Annotated in this window: 20 protein-coding genes; 19 read left to right on the forward strand and 1 reads right to left on the reverse strand. The window is 45.2% G+C overall.

Annotated features, from left to right (window positions below):
* Positions 1 to 9: 9 nt before the first annotated feature.
* The 5 genes from OO016_RS00855 to OO016_RS00875 are packed head-to-tail and all read left to right on the forward strand — an operon-like array spanning position 10 to position 3,881.
* Positions 10 to 630 carry a TIGR04282 family arsenosugar biosynthesis glycosyltransferase gene (locus OO016_RS00855; protein WP_369413816.1) on the forward strand — a complete coding sequence of 207 codons (621 nt, stop codon included), beginning with the start codon at positions 10 to 12 and terminating at the stop codon, positions 628 to 630.
* A complete protein-coding gene (locus tag OO016_RS00860; RefSeq protein WP_266010133.1) occupies positions 620 to 1,435 on the forward strand; it encodes a purine-nucleoside phosphorylase in 816 nt (271 codons plus the stop codon). The genes OO016_RS00855 and OO016_RS00860 overlap by 11 nt, the downstream gene beginning before the upstream one ends.
* Positions 1,432 to 2,397, forward strand: coding sequence for an arsenosugar biosynthesis arsenite methyltransferase ArsM (gene arsM / locus OO016_RS00865; RefSeq protein ID WP_266010134.1), 966 nt, complete (start codon positions 1,432 to 1,434; stop codon positions 2,395 to 2,397). Before OO016_RS00860 ends, arsM begins: the two co-directional genes overlap by 4 nt.
* Before the next feature lie 46 nt (positions 2,398 to 2,443).
* Positions 2,444 to 3,187, forward strand: a complete 744-nt coding sequence (locus OO016_RS00870; RefSeq protein ID WP_266010135.1) for a DUF547 domain-containing protein — start codon at positions 2,444 to 2,446, stop codon at positions 3,185 to 3,187.
* Positions 3,177 to 3,881, forward strand: coding sequence for a TIGR04283 family arsenosugar biosynthesis glycosyltransferase (locus tag OO016_RS00875; RefSeq protein ID WP_266010136.1), 705 nt, complete (start codon positions 3,177 to 3,179; stop codon positions 3,879 to 3,881). The genes OO016_RS00870 and OO016_RS00875 overlap by 11 nt, the downstream gene beginning before the upstream one ends.
* Before the next feature lie 16 nt (positions 3,882 to 3,897).
* On the opposite strand, the gene OO016_RS00880 is transcribed toward OO016_RS00875, so the two are convergent.
* The gene (locus OO016_RS00880; RefSeq protein ID WP_266010137.1) at positions 3,898 to 4,899 is read right to left on the reverse strand and encodes a glycoside hydrolase family 113; all 1,002 of its coding nucleotides are present in this window, start codon (positions 4,897 to 4,899) and stop codon (positions 3,898 to 3,900) included.
* A 121-nt stretch (positions 4,900 to 5,020) separates the two neighbouring features.
* On the opposite strand from OO016_RS00880, the gene OO016_RS00885 reads away from it, so the two are divergent.
* The 14 genes from OO016_RS00885 (at position 5,021) to argH (ending at position 20,789) form a co-directional block, all read left to right on the forward strand.
* A complete protein-coding gene (locus OO016_RS00885; RefSeq protein WP_266010138.1) occupies positions 5,021 to 6,367 on the forward strand; it encodes an NAD(P)/FAD-dependent oxidoreductase in 1,347 nt (448 codons plus the stop codon).
* 28 nt (positions 6,368 to 6,395) lie between these two features.
* Positions 6,396 to 7,979 (forward strand): 4Fe-4S binding protein, encoded by a 1,584-nt coding sequence (locus tag OO016_RS00890; RefSeq protein WP_266010139.1) that lies wholly within the window; start codon positions 6,396 to 6,398, stop codon positions 7,977 to 7,979.
* A gap of 80 nt (positions 7,980 to 8,059) precedes the next feature.
* Positions 8,060 to 8,749 carry a glycosyltransferase family 2 protein gene (locus OO016_RS00895; protein ID WP_266011912.1) on the forward strand — a complete coding sequence of 230 codons (690 nt, stop codon included), beginning with the start codon at positions 8,060 to 8,062 and terminating at the stop codon, positions 8,747 to 8,749.
* A gap of 1 nt (position 8,750) precedes the next feature.
* Positions 8,751 to 10,235, forward strand: coding sequence for a cellulose synthase family protein (locus tag OO016_RS00900; protein ID WP_266010140.1), 1,485 nt, complete (start codon positions 8,751 to 8,753; stop codon positions 10,233 to 10,235).
* 90 nt (positions 10,236 to 10,325) lie between these two features.
* Entirely contained in the window at positions 10,326 to 11,684 is a 1,359-nt protein-coding gene (locus OO016_RS00905) for an MptA/MptB family glycosyltransferase (protein ID WP_266010141.1), read from the forward strand.
* 214 nt (positions 11,685 to 11,898) lie between these two features.
* The gene (locus OO016_RS00910) at positions 11,899 to 12,516 is read left to right on the forward strand and encodes a GNAT family N-acetyltransferase (RefSeq protein ID WP_266010142.1); all 618 of its coding nucleotides are present in this window, start codon (positions 11,899 to 11,901) and stop codon (positions 12,514 to 12,516) included.
* Positions 12,513 to 13,703, forward strand: a complete 1,191-nt coding sequence (argG, locus tag OO016_RS00915) for an argininosuccinate synthase (protein ID WP_266010143.1) — start codon at positions 12,513 to 12,515, stop codon at positions 13,701 to 13,703. The genes OO016_RS00910 and argG overlap by 4 nt, the downstream gene beginning before the upstream one ends.
* Complete coding sequence (argC, locus tag OO016_RS00920) at positions 13,696 to 14,670, forward strand: N-acetyl-gamma-glutamyl-phosphate reductase (protein WP_266010144.1); 975 nt, start codon at positions 13,696 to 13,698, stop codon at positions 14,668 to 14,670. Before argG ends, argC begins: the two co-directional genes overlap by 8 nt.
* A gap of 31 nt (positions 14,671 to 14,701) precedes the next feature.
* Positions 14,702 to 15,499 carry a pyrroline-5-carboxylate reductase gene (gene proC / locus OO016_RS00925; RefSeq protein WP_266010145.1) on the forward strand — a complete coding sequence of 266 codons (798 nt, stop codon included), beginning with the start codon at positions 14,702 to 14,704 and terminating at the stop codon, positions 15,497 to 15,499.
* 23 nt (positions 15,500 to 15,522) lie between these two features.
* Positions 15,523 to 16,650 (forward strand): aspartate aminotransferase family protein, encoded by a 1,128-nt coding sequence (locus tag OO016_RS00930; RefSeq protein WP_266010146.1) that lies wholly within the window; start codon positions 15,523 to 15,525, stop codon positions 16,648 to 16,650.
* Positions 16,647 to 17,591 (forward strand): N-acetylornithine carbamoyltransferase, encoded by a 945-nt coding sequence (locus OO016_RS00935; protein ID WP_266010147.1) that lies wholly within the window; start codon positions 16,647 to 16,649, stop codon positions 17,589 to 17,591. Before OO016_RS00930 ends, OO016_RS00935 begins: the two co-directional genes overlap by 4 nt.
* Positions 17,592 to 17,601: 10 nt before the next feature.
* Entirely contained in the window at positions 17,602 to 18,381 is a 780-nt protein-coding gene (argB, locus tag OO016_RS00940) for an acetylglutamate kinase (RefSeq protein WP_266010148.1), read from the forward strand.
* The gene (locus OO016_RS00945; protein WP_266010149.1) at positions 18,378 to 19,472 is read left to right on the forward strand and encodes a M20 family metallo-hydrolase; all 1,095 of its coding nucleotides are present in this window, start codon (positions 18,378 to 18,380) and stop codon (positions 19,470 to 19,472) included. Before argB ends, OO016_RS00945 begins: the two co-directional genes overlap by 4 nt.
* Before the next feature lie 30 nt (positions 19,473 to 19,502).
* On the forward strand, positions 19,503 to 20,789 hold the full coding sequence (argH, locus tag OO016_RS00950; RefSeq protein WP_266010150.1) for an argininosuccinate lyase: 1,287 nt from the start codon (positions 19,503 to 19,505) through the stop codon (positions 20,787 to 20,789).
* Positions 20,790 to 20,830 lie beyond the last annotated feature (41 nt).

The raw sequence follows: 20,830 nt of genomic DNA on the forward strand, positions 1-20,830 counted from the left end.
ACTCGTAAATTGGAAAAGGATAACCTGCTGCTTATTTTCACAAGAAATCCGGAACTGGGTAAATGCAAAACCCGGCTTGCATCCGTAATAGGTAACGAAAGTGCCCTTGAAATCTATAAATTCCTGCTGGCTCGGACATCAGAAATTACAAAGGGTCTGGAAGCAGATAAGGCCGTTTTCTATTCCGATAATGTGGTGGTGGATGATCTCTGGGACAATCAACATTACAACAAAAGGGAACAGCGGGGTCAAGACCTTGGGGAACGTATGCTAAACGCCTTCCAATGGGGCTTTGAACAGGGTTATCAAAAAATCCTCATTATAGGCAGTGACCTGTACGACCTGAGTTCGGAAGACCTGAAAACAGCATTTAAGGCACTCGAAAAGAACGAGTTTGTAATTGGCCCTGCTTCAGACGGAGGCTACTACCTGCTGGGGATGAAACAGCTGAAAAAAGAGCTTTTCCAGGATAAATCCTGGGGAAAGGCCTCTGTTTTGGAGGATACGCTGAAAGATCTTAAAGGTCAAAGCCTGCAACTCCTGGAGATCAGAAATGATGTAGACCTTTACGAAGACATAAAAGACATAGATGTATTCCAGAAATTTCTAAAGAAAACATATGACCAGTAAACAACTACAGGAGTCTGTTTCCTACCTGAGAAAAAAAGGGTTTGAAAATCCGGAAATCGGAATCGTATTGGGAACCGGTTTGGGACAAATGGTAGACGAGATAGAATCACCTATTGTTGCTCACTATCACAATATTCCATTCTTTCCGCTGGCCACAGTAGAATTCCATTCAGGAAAGCTGATTTTCGGTACATTGATGGGCAAAAAGGTAGTAATGATGTCCGGACGTTTCCATTTGTATGAGGGCTATGCTTTTACCGATGTTACATATCCCATCCGGGTAATGAGGCTGCTGGGAATACAAAAGCTCTTTATCTCCAATGCCGCCGGAGCAGTAAACCTCAACTTCAAAAAAGGAGATATCATGCTGATAGACGACCACATAAACCTTCAGGGTGGCTCCCCTTTGGCCTTTAAGAATGTGGCGGAATTCGGGGATCGATTTGTGGATATGAGCCAGCCCTATGATGTGGAAATGAAGAAAAAAGTAGTCGAAATAGCAAAAAAGGAAAACATTTCACTACAGCAGGGTGTATATGCTGCAGTAGTAGGTCCACAACTGGAATCCAGGGCAGAATACCGCATGTTGAAAATAATAGGCGCTGATGCCGTAGGAATGAGCACCGTACCCGAAGTAATTGTTGCAAACCACTTACGATTGCCGGTTATAGCGGTATCCGTTCTAACGGATGAATGCGATCCGGATAATCTTGAGCCAGTCAATATCAAAGAAATACTGGATGTAGCGGCCAAAACGGAGCCGAAAATGATAAAACTATTTAAAGAACTGATCAGAGAACTATGAGTTATTTAGAAACTACCAAAAATGTTTATAAAGAAGCTGCCCTGACCCCGGACGTAGGCTTGTGCTGTACAACCAATCCCGTATGGCAGTTCCCGGGTTTGTCCATTCCAACAATTATGCAGGAAATGAACTATGGCTGTGGCAGCACCGTATCTGCACAAGACCTCATCAACAACCCAAAGGTTCTTTACGTAGGTGTTGGCGGGGGAATGGAACTGCTACAGTTCTCCTATTTCTCCAGGCAGAAGGAGGGCGTAATTGGGGTTGACCCGGTTGATGAAATGCTTCAGGCCTCCAGGGATAATTTTAAGGTGGCAGAATCTGAAAATAAATGGTTCAAAAGCGACTTTGTAAAACTCATTAAAGGTGATGCCCTTGATCTCCCAATAGAAAGCGAGAGCATAGATGTGGCGGCCCAGAACTGCCTGTTCAACATCTTCAAGACCGAAGACCTCAAAAAGGCAATCGGTGAAATGTACCGGGTATTGAAACCCCATGGCAGGCTGGTTATGAGCGATCCGGTCTGCGATACTCCAATGAATGATGAACTGCGCAACGACGACAGGCTCAGGGCCCTTTGCTTAAGTGGGAGTATCCCCGTAAAAGAGTATATCAAAATGCTAACAGATGCGGGATTCGGGACTATTGAGATTCGGGCCAGGCGTTCATACAGGGTGCTCTCCCCCAATCACTACCCCACGGATGAGCTGATCCACATAGAATCCATTGAGATAGCGGCGATCAAAGATCCCATGCCGGAAGACGGCCCTTGTGTATTCACGGGTAAAACGGCCATTTATTATGGGGATGAGGAATACCTCGATGATGGAAAGGGACATGTTTTGGTCCAGAACCAGCCCCTTGCTGTTTGCGATAAAACGGCGGCTGCACTGGCCGAGGCCAGTAACCAGATCCACATCAGTGAAAGCACCTGGCACTACAATGGTGGTGGATGCTGCTAAATGTTTACAGTAAAAAGCCAAAAATAATTAGCTGCAGGGATATTCTATGAACCAAAAAGGAATTTACTTTCTTCTTTTTTGTGTGTTTTTTAATGCATTCTCACCTTTATCCCTTACTGCCCAGGATACAACCGAAAAAAGCACTACAATCAGCCATAAGCTTTGGGGAGAGCTTTTGGAAAAACACGTAGATGAGCACGGCAATGTAGATTATTACTCGTTCAGGAAAAACATCGATATCCTGGATAAATATCTGCAGTACCTGGCATTAAATGAACCACTGGACAACTGGAGCAGAGCAGATAGCCTGGCATATTACATCAACCTCTACAATGCTGCCACGGTGAAACTCATTTTACAGCATTACGCGGTGGGCAGTATACAAGAAATAAAACAGCCCTGGGGCAGAAAATGGATCAGGGTAGGCGAGCATGAGCTTTCGCTCAATCAGATTGAGCATAAGATCTTAAGAAAAATGCATGAACCGCGAATTCATTTTGCCATCAATTGTGCTTCTGCCTCCTGTCCGAAATTGCTGAACATCCCCTTTGCAGCCCAAAACATAGAAGAACAACTGGAACAGGCAACCCATGCATTTATCAATGATCCTCAAAAAAATCAAATCAACCCGGATAGTATTGTGCTTTCGGCCTTGTTTAAATGGTACAAAAACGATTTTACGGAAAATGGGAGCTTACTGGGTTATATTAGCAGGTATACCGGTATATCCTATCCGAAAAATGCTAAAATTAAATACCTGAAGTACAACTGGAGTCTCAATGCACAGTAACCAGCCCCAAATCAGTGTCATTATACCGGTTCTTAATGAGGAAGACCTGGTAATAACACAGCACAGGGCTATTAAGGAAGCCTCCACTACCAACAGGCCGCTTGAGATTATTTATGTAGACGGGGGAAGCACGGACCAGACAATAGTCAAAACCAAAGAACTGCAGGCTCGATTATTGCATTCAGACAGGGGGAGGGCAAAACAAATGAACCTTGGAGCAGAAGAAGCAAGAGGTGATATCCTGTATTTCCTGCATGCAGACACATTACCTCCAAAAGGCTTTGACCAGTCCATTATCGACGCGGCTGATAATGGCGTAAAAGCAGGGTCTTTCCGAATGAAATTTGATAGCAACAGTACCTTTTTGCGCTTTTTTGCCTGGTTTACCCGCTTTAACCATTGGCTCTGCAGGGGGGGTGACCAGTCGATCTTCATTAGCAAGGACTATTTTAAAACCTCCGGGGGGTTTGATGAGGACTATATGATTTATGAAGACCTCGAGTTTATAAAAAGGCTTTACCGCCAGGGTCTTTTTAAAGTGTTGCCGGATTACGTGGTTACCTCGGCTCGTAAATACAACCAATTAGGAAAATACCGTTTGCAGTATCACTTTGCAGTCATACACCTTAAAAATTACCTGGGTAAATCTCCCGAAGAAATATATGACTATTACAAACGGTACATTCAGTCATAACAGGCCATTGGTAATCCTAAAAAGCCTTATAAAAAAGGCGGATTATTTCTTCAGCCGGCTTGTTCTGTGGCGTAAAACGGTTATCCTGATTTCCTCCGGCTCTGTCGTGGTGAATAAACCATTTCCAGATAAATCCCCCGGCAAACCAGTCTTCTGACCAGAATTCTTCAAAAATGGCCTTTTTGGCATTCACCTGACCCTCCAGATTTACAGCCTCTTCAGTGCGGTCTACCAGCCAGGGTTTCTTTGCCGTGTAATCCATACTTCGATACCCAAATTCCGTAAATAGAATGGGCTTTCCGGTCTGTTCGGCGATTTCCTCGATTTTAGTTTTCCAGGGTTGCCAGCCAGCTTTCAGGGCTTCTACTGAGGGTGTTTTTTCTTCTGAAAGGGGAAAATAGGCGTCAATGCCAACATAGTCCAGCAAGGACCAGAAAGGTGTCCTTTTGTATTCGTCCCAGTTTGCGGCATAGGTGAGACTACCCTTGTATATATTCCTGATCTTCCCCACCAGTTGAGTCCAGAATTGGGGACGGGCCTTTATAAATTCTTCCAGTTCTGTGCCAATGCAAAATATCTCTACCCGCGTATCCTGGGCCAGTTGCGCATAGGTAAGTATAAACCTTTCATAAGATTCCTCCAGGATCTTCCAGTCGTCCTCGGTAGCCATCCTGAGGTCTCCTGTAAATTCCCCTCGCCAGATCCAGATCTGGGGTTTCAGCATGATCTTAAGCTTGTTGCGCCTGAGCAGCTCAATGTATTGCCTGGCACCCTGTTTAGTTTCACCAAACCACTGACGATCTGTGTCAAAAATTATTTCAGGTGAAGAGAGATTGCGGATAAACCCGAAAGGCATAACCGCCGCATGATCGGCAAAAACATCCAAAACAGCCTCCACATGCTCCTGTGAAGCTTCGTCACGGGAAGCAACAAAACTTACCCCGTTTATCTTACCCACAAACTGACTGCTGCATGACATGTGCAGTATAAATACGATAAGTAGTCCTAGCTTTTTCACGATCTTACCAGAGGATTCCTACCAAATTTAGGAAATCAAAAAAAAACAGAAAGTTAAAATTAGGCTTGCTGTTAAGTTCTTAACTTTAGGAACGACATAAAGAAAACAACCCAGGGAAGGCATGGAACACATTATCATAATTGGTAACGGCATCGCAGGAGTAACCGCTGCCCGTCATATCCGCAAATTATCCGACAAGCGAATAACCATCATTTCGGCAGAAACGGATTATTTCTTTTCCCGGACAGCACTCATGTACGTATACATGGGCCACATGAAATTTGAACACATCAAGCCTTATGAAGACAGTTTTTGGGACAAAAACCGCATAGATCTTGTACGGGGCTATGTTACCCGGGTTGATCCGGAGAAGAAAACCCTGACAGTAGGAAGTTCAAAGGAGTTTAGTTTTGATAAACTTATTATTGCAACTGGTTCCAAACCCAACAAATTTGGCTGGCCCGGAGAGGATTTAGAAGGTGTACAGGGATTGTACTCCAAACAGGACCTCGACCTCCTGGAAAGCAATGCTCCCAACAATCAGATTTGCAAGCGAGCCGTAATTGTTGGAGGAGGACTGATCGGGATAGAACTGGCAGAAATGCTAAGGACAAGGAATATCCCGGTTACTTTTCTGGTCCGTGAAAAGAGTTTCTGGGATGGTGTATTACCCGATGGTGAATCCCAAATGATCAATGAGCATATCAGGGAACACCATATTGATCTGAGGCTGGGAACTAATCTGGTGGAAATACTCTCTGATGACCATGGCAGGGCAAAGGCCGTTGTAACAGATAAAGGGGATACCATTGCCTGTAATTTAGTGGGGCTTACCCCGGGCGTAACCCCAAATGTGGAATTCCTAAAAGATTCCGGCATTGAACTGGGACGGGGGGTTCTGGTTAACCGGTACCTGGAAACCAGTCGCCCTGACATCTACGCAATCGGGGACTGTGCCGAACAGCGAAGGGCGATCGACAGGAGGCGCCCCATTGAAGCGGTCTGGTATACGGGCAGAATGATGGGTGAAACCCTAGCCCAAACCATTTGCAATAATCGTATTCCATACAACCCCGGACACTGGTTCAACTCGGCCAAATTTTTCGACATCGAATACCAGACCTATGGCTGGGTTTTCAGCAACCGCAATAAATCTGAAGATGAATTGCATTTTCATTGGAGGCATACGCAGGAAAAGGTCTGCGTAACCCTGGCATACCAAAGAGATAATCGTCAATTTCTTGGGATTAACACCTTTGGAATCCGGATGCGGCATGAGGTCTTTGACCGGTGGCTGAATGAAAAACGTTCCGTGGAACACGTTATGGAATACCTGGCCGATGCCAATTTTGATCCTGAGTTCTACAAGACTTATGAAAAGCAGATCCTGGACCATTTCAATAAACAAATGGGAACACAATTAAAACCGGCTAAAAGAAGCCTAAAGCGAGTATTTCAACTATCGTAACTCCGATCTAACCCATAATCAGAACACGATGAGTTCACCTGACAAAAGCATGGCCCTGACCGGGCAACCCCCAAAAGCCTTATCGCTGCCCCAGCGGTTAGCCACCCTCATTGGGTTCCTGGGCCTTGCCATACTGTTTCTGGCAGCCTTTGGAATAAACTTCCCCAATAAAGGACTTTGGATGAGCTTATCCACCATCCTGTTGTTTGCTGGTATAATCTGGTATACGGCCCTGAGCTATGGGCAAAAAACCAAAGGCATTAAAAATGACGGGGTCTGGTTTAAATCTATTTCCAGTATGGGGTTCTGGGGCTGGATAGCAGGAATAGCCATAACTTCCTTTTATATAATCCTCTACTTCTTTCCGGAATTCCTGGGGCTGGTCAGGGATGGGAAAAATACAGGTGTTATTGCCCTGTTTGACCCACTGAGCCGGGCACTAAGCGGGAATCCGGCCAGCCAGTGGTTTGTTTACGGCACACTTTACACTGTGGCCATACTGGCCTTTGGCATCAAATTTATCTGGAAATACAGGCACAACCGCTATGAGATCATTCGAACGATCAGTGTGATGTTCTTTCAGACAGCCTTTGCCTTCATCATACCGGAAATCATGGCCCGGCTTAATGGTTCTATTCCCTATTACGACCTGAAGAATATTTGGCCCCTGAACTACTACAATTTTGAACGATATCGGATAAACGGGTTCATCAGTTCAGGAGATATTGGCCTCGCACTGCTCATCTTCGGGGTTCTGTCTGTTTTTGTCATCTCCCCCATCCTGACATACCGCTATGGCAAGCGCTGGTATTGCTCATGGGTTTGCGGTTGTGGTGGACTTGCGGAAACTGCGGGGGATGCCTTCAGGCAACTCAGCGACAAGACTGTCAGAGCCTGGAAGATTGAACGCTGGGTAGTCCACAGCGTGGTCGTTTTCGTAACCCTGATGACCACTGCCGTGATCTACTCTTATCTGGGCAATGATACGAGTAAATACTGGTTAACAAAGAGCAGCTTCCTTACAGGGGTTACCGTGCTGCTAACCCTGGTATTCGGCTGGGCGATGCTTTTCAAACGCAAACAGCTGCAGAAAGATGCACAGTATGGGGCTATTGGGTATTTTGTAGTGATACTGGTTCTGATCGCCCTGCATCAATTCAGCGGGGAAGGGAACATCTTCCTTTTCAAATCGGAGACACTCCGGAAATCCTACGGGTTCCTTATCGGAAGTATCTTCTCCGGGGTTATAGGAACCGGTTTTTATCCCATATTTGGCAATAGGGTCTGGTGCAGGTTTGGCTGTCCCATGGCAGCTATCCTCGGTTTCCAGCAAAAACTGTTCTCCCGATTCCGGATAACTACAAACGGCGGACAATGTATTTCCTGCGGGAATTGCTCTACCTATTGCGAGATGGGTATCGATGTCAGGGCTTACGCCCAGAAAGGTGAAAATATCGTTCGTTCCAGTTGTGTAGGCTGTGGAATCTGCTCGGCAGTATGTCCCCGTGGTGTGCTCAAACTGGAAAATGGTCCGCTCAAAGGACGTATTGAAGCCAATCAGGTATTGCTTGGTAACGATGTGGATCTCATGGATCTTGTTAATAGGAATTAAAAGGCTTTTTAGCCTACGTCGGCTCAGGCGAGAAGATAATCCCTACTTTTGTGCCTTTCAGAATTTATCCCTACTGGGACATGCATGACATTCGTGTAATTATACCCGCATTCAACGAGGAAAAGTCCATTGCCCAGGTAATTGGAGCAATCCCCGACACGGTAAATGAAATTATCGTCGTTAACAATAATTCCACAGACCAGACAGCCAGTGTTGCCGCAGAAGCAGGGGCTACCGTGCTAACTGAAACCCGAATGGGTTATGGCTATGCCTGCCTCATGGGGTTAAATTATGTGGATAAACAATCCAAAACACCTGATATCATCGTATTTATCGACGGAGACTATTCAGATTATCCGCAGGAACTTCCCAAAGTGGTGGCTCCCATCATAAAAGAAGGTGTGGATTTTGTGATTGGTGCAAGGGTAAAATCGCTTAGGGAAAAGGGCTCCATGACACCTCAACAGGTGTTTGGTAATTGGCTGGCCACCACTCTGATGCGACTGATGTACGGGGCAAAATTTAGCGACCTGGGACCCTTCAGAGCTATTCGATACGATAAGCTGAAGGAGCTGGGAATGCAGGACAAAACATACGGCTGGACCGTGGAAATGCAATTAAAGGCGATTAAACATCGTTTGGCATATGTCGAAGTACCAGTGCGTTACAAAAAAAGAATAGGCATCTCCAAAGTGTCTGGTACTGTAAAAGGTACTATATTTGCCGGCGTAAAAATATTGGGTTGGATCTTTAAATACGGTTTTAAATAATATGGGACTAACGATTTCTTATCTTGTCATTGCGATCTACAGTATCGCCCTGATCCTCATCTTTCTGTATAGTCTTTCCCAGTTGAACCTGCTGGTAAACTACCTCAGCAATAAAAGACGCAACCAGGAAGCCCCTAAATTCAACTTGCTGGATCCCAAGGAAATTCCGTTTGTCACCATTCAGCTCCCTATCTACAATGAAAAGTACGTTGTGGAGCGCTTACTGGACAATATTGCTAAAATAGAATACCCCAAAAGCAAGTTGGAAATACAGGTTCTGGATGATTCTACTGACGACTCCGTAGCAGAAACAGCAACACGTATCGAGGCCTTACAAAACACTGGGCTGGACATTCAGCATATTCGCAGGGAGAACCGTGAAGGTTTCAAAGCCGGCGCCCTTAAAGAGGGGCTCAAGATAGCCAAAGGGGATTTCATTGCCATTTTCGATGCAGACTTCCTCCCGGACAGTGACTGGTTGAAAAAGACAGTGATCTATTTTAAGGATGAAGAAATTGGAGTGGTCCAAACCCGTTGGGGACATATTAATCGGGATTATTCGACCCTGACCCGTATACAGGCTTTTGCCCTGGATGCACATTTTACCCTGGAACAAGTGGGCCGGAATTCTAAGGGGCATTTCATAAACTTCAACGGTACGGCAGGAATATGGAGGAAAACCTGTATCCTGGATGCCGGTAACTGGGAAGGTGATACCCTCACAGAAGACCTGGATCTGAGCTATCGTGCCCAGTTGAAGAACTGGAAATTCAAATACCTGGAAGACGTGGAGACCCCGGCGGAATTACCGGTGGTTATAAGCGCCGCCAGGTCCCAGCAATTCCGATGGAACAAGGGAGGGGCAGAAAACTTCAGGAAGACTGTTCTTAGTGTGATCACTTCCAAAAACATCCCGTTCAAGACCAAATTCCATGGGGTAATGCATCTGCTGAACAGCAGCATGTTCCTTTGTGTATTCATGGTTGCTGTACTGAGTATCCCTATGCTTTATATCAAAAATTCGTACGGCCACCTGGGCTGGATTTTCGAGGTTACCAGCTTTTTCATTGTAAGTACCATCATACTCTTCATTTGTTACTGGTTTACTTACCGAAGCATACAGGGGAGCAGCTTTGATCATTTTGTGGACTACATAAAACTATTCTTTACCTTTTTCTCGGTTGCACTTGGATTTTCCTTGCACAACACCGTTGCCGTACTTGAGGGGCATATGGGCAAGCGAAGTGAGTTTGTGAGAACGCCAAAGTTCAACATCAACAGTATCACAGACAGCTGGAAAGGAAATAAATACCTGACCAAAAAACTTTCTCCGAACATGATCCTGGAATTCGGGCTGATGCTTTACTTCCTTTTTGGAATGTACAGTGCCATTCCCCTGAATGATTTTGGTTTGTTCCCATTTCACCTGATGCTTTTCCTCGGATTTGGATTTGTGTTTTTCAAATCCCTGACGGCTAAAGCCTGATAATTACTTTTTGACAGATTTAGGGGCCAATTGTTCTGGCACCGTTCAGCAATTTTTCAGTTATTTGTAGGACGACTTAGCTGACTGAACTTGCTGAAATCACTACGCAAATATTGGAATCTGCATAGGCTCTCTATACTGATCATCCTGGCTTCAGTTATATTTTATTTTGTATTTGCCTATCAACTGGAACGTCAGGACTTTCCAAAACTATTAGGCCTCTACCTTGCGCTTTTTTTCTTTTGCTTTAAGCTGATCCAATTTGAAAAATGGAATTTCAAACTGCTACTTGTAGCAGGAATCCTTTTCAGAGTGGTATTTCTCTGGTCAGAACCCAACCTTTCCCAGGACTTTTACCGCTTCCTGTGGGACGGGCATCTCTGGATTCTGGGCGGCAACCCTTACCTGAATACCCCTGATGAACTTATGGCCATGGGTGGTATGCAGATCCCGAATGCTTCAGTGCTTCACGAAGGCATGGGAGCGCTAAGCTCTCGGAACTACAGTAATTATCCGCCCCTTAACCAGTTGTTTTTTGCACTGGCCGCCCTTTGGGGAGGTAAGAGTATAATGGGAACCGTTATAGCGAGCAGGCTTATCCTCATTTTTGCAGATATTGGAATCTTCTATTTCGGGAAAAAGCTGTTGTTGTTCCTCAATCGTTCCCCCCATCTGATTTTTTGGTATTTCCTGAACCCGCTGTGTGTAATAGAACTCACAGGAAACCTGCATTACGAAGGACTGATGCTGTTCTTTTTCATTTGGGCCTTATATATGCTCGCCGTAAACCGATGGGTCCCTGCGGCATTGCTCCTGGGAGCATCTATATCCATAAAACTGATCCCCCTGCTATTCCTTCCTCTTTTCCTGAAAAATTTGGGCTGGCTTAAAAGCCTTGCTTTTTACAGCCTGGTTTTTCTACTTGCGGGCATTTCGTTGATGCCTTTCTACACTGCTGAATTCTTTCCAAATTATACGGCTACTTTGCGTCTCTGGTTTTCCAATTTCGAATTCAATGCCAGTCTGTATAATCTCGCAAAAACCATAGGTTACCAATTCGATATCAGGTCCTGGGAGCTGATCAGAGTTTACGGAAAAATAACACCATTGATTACAGCATTAACCGTATTCTTGCTATCGTTTTTGAGGAAAAGAACACTTGGCGTATTGCTGGAAAATATGCTAATTGCCATCAGCATCTTCTATTTTATGTCCCCTACGGTACATCCCTGGTATATAATATTTCCGCTGGCCATATCCCTTTTTACAAATTACCGCTTCCCAATCCTCTGGTCTGCCCTCGTTATGCTGAGTTATTCTGCTTATATGCACCCTCAGGTAAAAGAATCCATGCTAATGCTCTCCATTGAATATATTATAGTATTTGGTTTCCTGTGCTATGAATTATTCAGGCATAAGTCCTATAAATCCTTATTTCAGAAAAATTAAGAGGGCTTCTTTGTCAGTTCAGTAGATTTTGTACATTTGGAGGAGCATGAAAAATAAAGCGCACATAACGGTTTCTTTACACGGCCTCTTTCGTCCGTTAGCTACTCCGCGCAACCGCCGCCCGTAAGGGTGTAATTCTGTCATGGGAAATAGGTGAGTCCATTTCCGCAAAATCTTCCGATCCTTTTTAGTTTTAAGTTCAAATCGAAAAGCAATGAAAATTGTAATTGCTAACGAATCTCATATAAAATACGCACAAGTCATCAGCGATACCATTACGGAATCTGCAAAAGTCAGGGGTACGGGAATAGCCCGGCGAACCCCTGAGTACATCATAAAGCGACTGGAGAATGGCAATGCGATAATAGCTCTTGATGGTGATAAATTTGCAGGCTTTTGCTATATCGAGGTATGGGGGCATAAGAAGTTTGTTGCTAACAGCGGACTTATCGTTCACCCGGATTACCGCAAACAGGGCCTGGCCAAAAAGATCAAGAAAGCCATCTTTGATCTATCGAGGAAAAAATTCCCGGATGCCAAGATATTTGGTATTACCACTGGTCTTGCCGTTATGAAAATGAACTACGAACTGGGCTACAAACCAGTTACATTCTCCGAACTGACAGATGATCCGGAGTTCTGGAAGGGTTGTCAGACCTGCAAGAATTTCGACGTGCTTACCCGTACAGATCACAAGATGTGTCTGTGTACAGGCATGCTTTACGACCCAAATGACAAAACCAAGATCCAAAAATCAAAAGGACCAGGTAAATCCATAAAATCACTGAAAAATATCAAGACTAACCTGTTCTCAAAAAAAGACAAGAAATGAAAAAATTGGTATTAGCCTATAGCGGCGGCCTGGACACTTCCTATTGTGCCATACACCTTTCCAAAGAAAAAGGCTATGAAGTACATGCCGTTACCGTAAATACCGGCGGATTCACTGAAGCGGAAATATCCGAAATAAAAGAAAAAGCACTGCAGTTAGGAGCAAAGTCCTATAAAGCCATAGATGCCGTTGGAACGTTCTACGATAAAGTGGTTAAATACCTGATTTATGGCAATGTCCTCAGAAACAACACCTATCCCCTGTCCGTCAGTGCAGAGCGGATAGTTCAGGCCATGGAGATCGTAAACCATGCCAAAAGTATTGGTGCCGATAGTATTGCTCATGGAAGTACAGGGGCCGGGAACGACCAGGTCAGGTTTGATATGATTTTTCAAATACTGGCTCCGGAAATAGCAATAATTACCCCCATCAGGGATATGCGACTTTCCAGGCAGGAAGAAATCACCTACCTTCAGGAACAGGGTATTGACTACTCCTGGGAAAAGGCAAAATACTCCATAAACAAAGGGCTTTGGGGCACTTCGGTTGGTGGAGATGAAACCTTGAGTTCTCACCTGCCCTTGCCCGATGAGGCCTTCCCAAGTCCCCTGCAAAAAGAAGATCCCGGTCAAATTAAACTGAGCTTTAATAAAGGAGAATTGGCTGCCCTGAACGACGTAAAAGGCAGCCCGGTTGAAATCATAGAGAAACTAAGCAATCTGGCATCTCAATATGCTATTGGGCGGGATATCCATGTTGGTGATACTATTATAGGGATAAAAGGTCGTGTGGGTTTCGAAGCTGCCGCCCCGCTGATAATCATCAAGGCCCATCATCTGCTGGAAAAACATACACTGAGCAAATGGCAACAGTATCAGAAAGAACAACTGGGGAATTTTTACGGTATGCTGCTGCACGAAGGAAACTACCTGGACGAGGTAATGCGGAATATTGAGGCTTTTCTTGAAGATACGCAGAAGAATGTGAGTGGAGATGTATTTATAAGCCTCCATCCATACCGGTTTGAGTTGGAGGGAATCTCCTCGCCCCACGATCTTATGAATGCCTCTTTCGGAAGCTACGGTGAATGGAATGAAGGCTGGACCGCTGAAGACGCCAAGGGATTCATCAGGATCCTTTCCAATCCGGGAAAAATAGCTAACCATGTAAATAATAGTCATGATTAAGGTAGGAGTCATTGGAGGTTCTGGGTATACCGGAGGCGAACTTCTCCGTTTGCTTTCAGCCCACAGCCAGGTAGAACTCAGCTTTGTTTACAGCAGAACACGGGCAGGCAAACCCGTTTCCAGTGCTCACCCAGATCTTCTTGGGTTAACTGATCTCAGGTTCAGTGGTGAGGTACAGCCCGATGTAGACCTGGTCTTTCTTTGCCTGGGACACGGGAACAGCAGAAAATTCTTAGAGGAACAAATATTTAGTCCGGAGACAAAGATAATTGACCTTAGCAGTGATTTCAGACTTAAAGAAGACTGTTCCTTTAACGGACAACCTTTTGTGTATGGACTGCCGGAGCTTTATAAAGAGCAAATTCAACAGGCCAGCTATATAGCTAATCCGGGATGTTTCGCCACTGCAATACAACTGGCCCTGCTCCCCATGGCCAGGATGGGTATCCTGACAGGCGATGTGCATGTCAATGCCACAACGGGCAGTACGGGGGCTGGAGTAGTTCCTTCAGAAACAACACATTTCAGTTGGCGTAACAATAATGTTTCCTGGTATAAAGCCTTTACGCATCAACACCTGGATGAAATAGAAGAGAGCCTGGACAATGAACAAACCAACAGGGGGGACTTACTTTTCCTACCTGTTCGCGGAAACTTCAGCAGGGGGATTTTTGCAACTGCCTATACGCGGTATAATGGTGATCAGGACACTGTAGTAAACCTCTTCAAAGATTACTACCGCGAAGCAGCTTTTACCCAAATAAGTGAACATCCCGTTCATTTGAAACAGGTGGTCAACACCAATCAGTGCCATTTGCATGTCCACCTAGGTGAAGGTGTACTCTTGGTGACATCAGTAATTGATAACCTGCTGAAAGGGGCATCCGGACAGGCGGTACAGAATATGAACCTGATGTTTGGGTTTCCCGAGACGAAAGGCCTAAACCTGAAAGCAAGTGCGTTTTAAATAGCTCCCCTAACCTCAAAAAACAAACAACATGAAAATAGCAATAATCGGAACTGGGAATTTGGGCAAATCCATTGCCAAAGGTATCCTCCACAGCAACGGGGCTACCAAAATGTATCTCACAAAAAGACACCCCGATAGTATCCGCGATTTTGAGAAATACGGAAACGTCAAGGTCACTGCGAACAACAGGGAGGCTGTGGCCGATTCGGACATTCTGATCTTTGCCGTGCAACCAGGTCATTTCAGTGATATCCTGCTTGAAATAAAGGACCTGCTCACAGACAAACATGTTGTTATCTCTACGATCACGGGCTTTAGCATAAAAAGAATTGAAGAGTTGATCGGGAAGGAACACTATATAATAAGGAGTATGCCCAATACAGCTATTTCAGTTGGAAAGTCCATGACCTGTCTCTGCGGCAATGAAGCAGGCCAGAAACGTATCGATCTGGCAAAAGCCATATTTAACAGAATGGGGCATTCCCTTGAAATCCCGGAAGAACAGATGCAGGCAGCCACAGTAATCTGTGCCAGTGGCATCGCTTTCTGGATGCGTTTGATACGGGCTACCACCCAGGGAGCGATCCAACTCGGATTTGATGCCCGCGAAGCCCAGGAACTGGCCATGCACACCTGCGACGGGGCAGCTGGACTACTAATAGCCTCCGGCAACCACCCGGAACAGGAAATAGACAAGGTTACCACTCCTATGGGTTGTACTATTCAGGGATTGAATGAGATGGAACATCAGGGCCTGTCTTCTTCCCTCATCAGAGGTATTGTCGCTTCATTTGAGAAGATCAATGATTTCAAAATCAATTCGTGAGACCCTAATAACAACTTTGGCAAATGAAACTTTTTGATGTCTACCCCCTTTATAAAGTTACGCCGGTCTCAGCCCGGGGAATCACTATCACGGATGAAGATGGGAAAGAGTATCTTGATTTTTACGGGGGCCATGCCGTGATTTCAATAGGGCACTCCCACCCCACCTATGTGAGCCGGCTGAAAGCGCAGTTAGATAAAATGGGCTTCTACAGTAATTCTGTTGCCAATCCCCTTCAGGAAAAACTGGCCTACAAACTCTCCAAAATGGCACATTGCGAACAATATCAATTGTTCCTATGCAATTCCGGGGCCGAAGCCAATGAGAATGCTTTGAAACTAGCTTCTTTTCATACGGGTAAATCCAGGGTCATTGCCTTTAACAATAGTTTTCACGGAAGAACTTCAGCAGCAGTTGCCGTTACCGACAACCCTAAAATAACTTCCCCACTGAACAGTCAGCACCAGGTGACTTTCCTTGATTTCGAGGACAGGGAATCTCTGGAAAGGGAATTGGCAAAAGGAGATGTCTGTGCCGTTATACTGGAAGCTATACAGGGGGTTGGCGGACTGGATCAGCCTTCCACAGCCTTTTACCACTTCCTTGCAGAAAGCTGCAATAAGCATAAGGTTATGCTCATAGCAGATGAGGTGCAATCCGGTTTCGGAAGAAGCGGGAAATTCTTCGCCTTTCAACATTATGGGGTGGAACCCGATATCATAAGCATGGCGAAAGGCATGGGAAATGGCTTTCCGGTTGGGGGGATCCTGATACATGAAAAGATCAGGGCTTCCTTTGGGATCCTTGGAACGACCTTTGGCGGAAACCATCTGGCCTGTACAGCTGTCCTGGCAGTGCTGGAAGTACTGGAGTCTGAAGACCTGATTGCTAATGCCGCCGCTTTAGAAGGTTTTTTCAGGGAAGAGGCTGCAAAAATTCCACAGGTAAAAAGGGTCAAAGGGCGCGGCCTTATGCTGGGTCTTGAATTCGATTTTGAAGTAGCGCCTTTGCGCGAAAAACTGATTTATGAACACCAAATATTTACCGGGGGCGCGAAAGACAGGCATGTATTGCGAATTCTGCCATCGCTGGGAGTAAAACGCGATGAACTCCAACAATTTTTTATCGCACTTAAAGCCGCGCTTTCATGAAACACTTTACCTCTGTTTTAGATATACCATCCCTGGGCAACTGGCTTGAAGATGCAAAAGCTTTAAAAAAGGATCCCAGGGGGCACTTGCATCTGGGAAAAGGCAAAACCCTGGGGCTATTGTTCTTTAATAATAGCCTTAGGACCCGCCTAAGCACACAGAAAGCAGCCATCAACCTGGGTATGGATGTGATGGTGATGAATTTTGGCAAAGAAGGCTGGGCACTGGAATTTGCCGATGGTACTGTAATGAATGGCCAAAGTGCCGAACATATCAGGGAAGCTGCACGGGTAGTATCTCAGTATTGCGATATTTTGGGAATCAGGGCATTTGCTCAATTAGAAAACAGAGAACTGGACGAGTCGGAACCTGTCCTTAACGGATTCCTGCAACATGCAACCATACCAGTTGTCAATCTGGAAAGTGCATTAGGGCACCCCTTGCAAGCCCTGGCCGATGCCATTACCCTGGAAGAAAACCGCATTAAAAAACAACCCAGGGTGGTGCTTACCTGGGCACCTCATCCCAGGGCCCTGCCACATGCCGTTGCCAATTCATTTGTACAAATCATGCAACGCATGCCTGTGGACCTTTCTATAGTGCAACCGTCAGGCTACGAACTGGATAAGTCCATCATAGGGAATACCCCGGTTTATTTCGATCAGGCAAAAGCACTGCAAGGGGCAGATTTTGTCTATGCCAAAAACTGGAGCAGCTTTGAGCAATACGGGCAGGTGGTCAGTGAAGATCAGGACTGGATGGTTACAAAGGAAAAGCTCGGGGATGCGAAATTTATGCATTGCCTTCCCGTAAGGCGAAACGTAGTGGTGGAAGATGCCGTGCTTGAAAGTGAACAATCTTTGGTGATTCAACAGGCAAATAACAGAACTTATTCGGCTCAACTGGTGCTGAAGAAATTACTGGAAGGACTAACGCTGTAATAATTTAGGAATGAAGAGGGAACTTAGCATTGTAAAAATTGGCGGTAATGTAATTGAGAATTCCAGTGAACTCAACAACTTCCTGAGGCTTTTCAGCGCCCTGGACACGCATAAAATACTGGTTCACGGGGGTGGTAAGAAAGCCACGGAAATCGGGCAAAAATTAGGGATTAAGTCAAAAATGATTGAAGGCAGGCGCATCACCGATGCGGGCAGCCTTGACGTGGCATTGATGGTTTATGCCGGCCTGGTAAACAAGAAAATAGTAGGTACATTACAGGCTATGGATTGTAACGCCCTGGGTTTAAGCGGTGCCGATGCCAACCTGGTACAGGCATACAAAAGACCGGTAACTAAGGTAGATTTTGGTTTAGTGGGAGATATTAGCGGGGTCAACGCATCAGCATTAAAAAACTTTCTCGAGATGGGTATGGTTCCTGTTTTTTGCGCTCTGACCCACGACCAAAAGGGGCAAATGCTTAATACCAATGCAGATACCATAGCAGCAGAACTGGCCATTGCCCTGAGTTCAAACTATAAGGTTACCCTATATTACTGTTTTGAAAAACAGGGAGTTCTTATGGATAAAGATGATGAGCAGTCTGTTATACCCGATATCAATTGGACTTCATACCAGCAGTTGATTACTGACCGCATTATAACGGATGGGATGCTGCCAAAAATGGAAAATAGTTTCAGGGCGCTTAAATCCAAAGTAGCGCGGGTCTGTATTGGAAATATATCCATGCTGGAATCCGGCAAAAGCCTTTATACAACCCTAAGCTTATGAAAAATGAACTGCAAATACTGACAGAAAAGGCGCTGGGGCTTCTTAAGGACCTGATCTCCACACCTTCTTTTTCATCTGAGGAAGAAAACACCGCTGAAGCCATTGAACTCTGGTTCCACGAATTTGGAATACCCGTAAAGAGATGGCACAACAATGTTTATGCTTTTAACAAGTATTTTGACCCATCTAAACCCACCCTGTTGCTTAATTCGCATCACGACACGGTAAAGCCCAATAAAGCATACACCAGAGATCCATTTCATCCACATATTGAGGATGGGAAATTATACGGCCTGGGAAGTAATGATGCCGGGGGCAGCCTTGTTTCTCTTATGGCCACCTTTGTGCATTTTTATAACTGGGAAAATCTCAGCCATAATCTGATCATTGCAGCTACAGCTGAAGAAGAAACGGCCGGTGACAAAAGCCTCAGGGGATTGCTTCCTCACTTGCCTGAGATCGCCGTGGCTATTGTTGGTGAACCTACACTGATGCAGCTCGCGGTAGCCGAAAAAGGACTTATCGTCTTTGATGCTGAGATCAAGGGAACCCCATCCCATGCCGCACATCCAAATAACAATAACTCCATCTACAACAGCATTCAAGTACTGGAATGGTTTAAGAATTATAGGTTTGAAAAGGTTTCGGAAGTCCTCGGGGAGGTAAAACTAACCGTAACCCAAATCAATGGAGGCTCCCAGCATAACGTGGTTCCGGCTAAAATTGATCTGGTTATCGATGCAAGGGTCAATGATTGTTATTCCAATGAAGAAATTGCCGAAATCCTGGAAAGGGAAGCGCCCTGCGCTATAAAACCACGATCGCTACGCCTGAATTCGTCATCGATTAGTCGGGACCACCTTTTGGTACAAGCCGGAATTGCACTGGGAAGGGAAACCTATGGTTCCCCAACATTGTCGGACCAGGCAGCACTGGATTGCCAGTCACTGAAACTTGGTCCGGGAGACAGCACCCGCTCCCATTCTGCAGATGAATTTATCTATGTACGTGAAGTGGAAGAAGGTATTCAACTCTATATTAATTTGCTCCATAAGTTTTTGGAAAAACCAGAACAATCATTAGACTTATGAGCATTACCTCGAAAAGTAAAGAAGCAGGATATGAAACTATGGGATAAAGGACAAAGCACAGATAAAAAAATTGAAGCCTTCACGGTTGGAAATGACCGGGAACTGGACCTGGTCCTGGCGTACTATGATGTAAAAGCCTCAATGGCACATGCAAAGATGCTGGCCAGGGTTGGCCTGATCTCCAGGAAAGAAGGAGATGCGCTCCTGGAAGAGCTGAAAGCCATTGAAAACTCCATTGAAAAGGGTGAGTTTACGATTGAAGAAGGTTTTGAGGACATGCACTCTAAAATCGAATACCTGCTGACCCAAAAACTTGGGGATACCGGGAAAAAAATACATACGGCCCGTTCCCGCAACGATCAGGTACTGGTTGCCATGCAACTTTACCTGAAGGATGAAATTAAGTCCATTGAAACCGCCGTATCTGAATTATTTACGCTCCTTATAACTCTTGCGGAAACCCATAAATCTGTCCTGATCCCTGGTTACACGCATCTGCAGATTGCCATGCCTTCATCTTTCGGTTTATGGTTTTCCTGTTATGCGGAAAGTCTTATTGATGATATCCACTTATTGAAAGCTGCCCGGAAAATTACGGACCAGAACCCATTGGGAAGTGCAGCGGGCTATGGAAGTTCATTTAACATAGACCGTTCATATACCACGGAATTAATGGAATTCGAAACCATGAAGTACAATGTGGTAGCAGCTCAAATGGGGCGCGGTAAAGTGGAAAAATCTCTGGCCTTTGCCATGGCCAGCCTGGGGGGTACCCTTAGCAAACTGGCTATGGATTGCTGCCTGTATATGAGTCAGAATTTTGACTTTATTTCTTTCCCTGATCAATTAACTACGGGGAGCAGCATAATGCCACATAAAAAAAATCCGGATGTGTTTGAACTGATCAGGGCCAAATGCAACGTGCTTCAATCCCTTCCCAATACCTTGATCATGCTGACAAATAACCTGCCTAGTGGCTACCATCGGGACCTGCAGCTGTTAAAGGAAAATATACTCCCCGCTATTGAAACTCTGAAGAGTTGCCTGGAGATCACCACCTTCAGTATGGCACAGGTAGAAGTGAGTCAAGATATTCTGAATGACTCCAAATACGATTATCTGTTCAGCGTGGAAAACCTTAATGCACTGGTTAAGGAAGGGATGCCCTTCAGGGATGCCTACAAGAAACTCGGAAAAGATATTGCCAGTGGCAGTTACCAGCCAAACAAGAAACTGGAACATACCCATGAAGGTAGCATTGGAAACTTATGCCTTGGGGAGATAACCCGAAAAATGGAGCAGGCACTTAAAGGATAAGATAGAATTTATAGGGAGAAGGAGCCCTGAAATTTTGTACT

Source organism: Lentiprolixibacter aurantiacus, from assembly GCF_026241225.1.
Classification (GTDB): Bacteria; Bacteroidota; Bacteroidia; order Flavobacteriales; family Flavobacteriaceae; genus Lentiprolixibacter; species Lentiprolixibacter aurantiacus.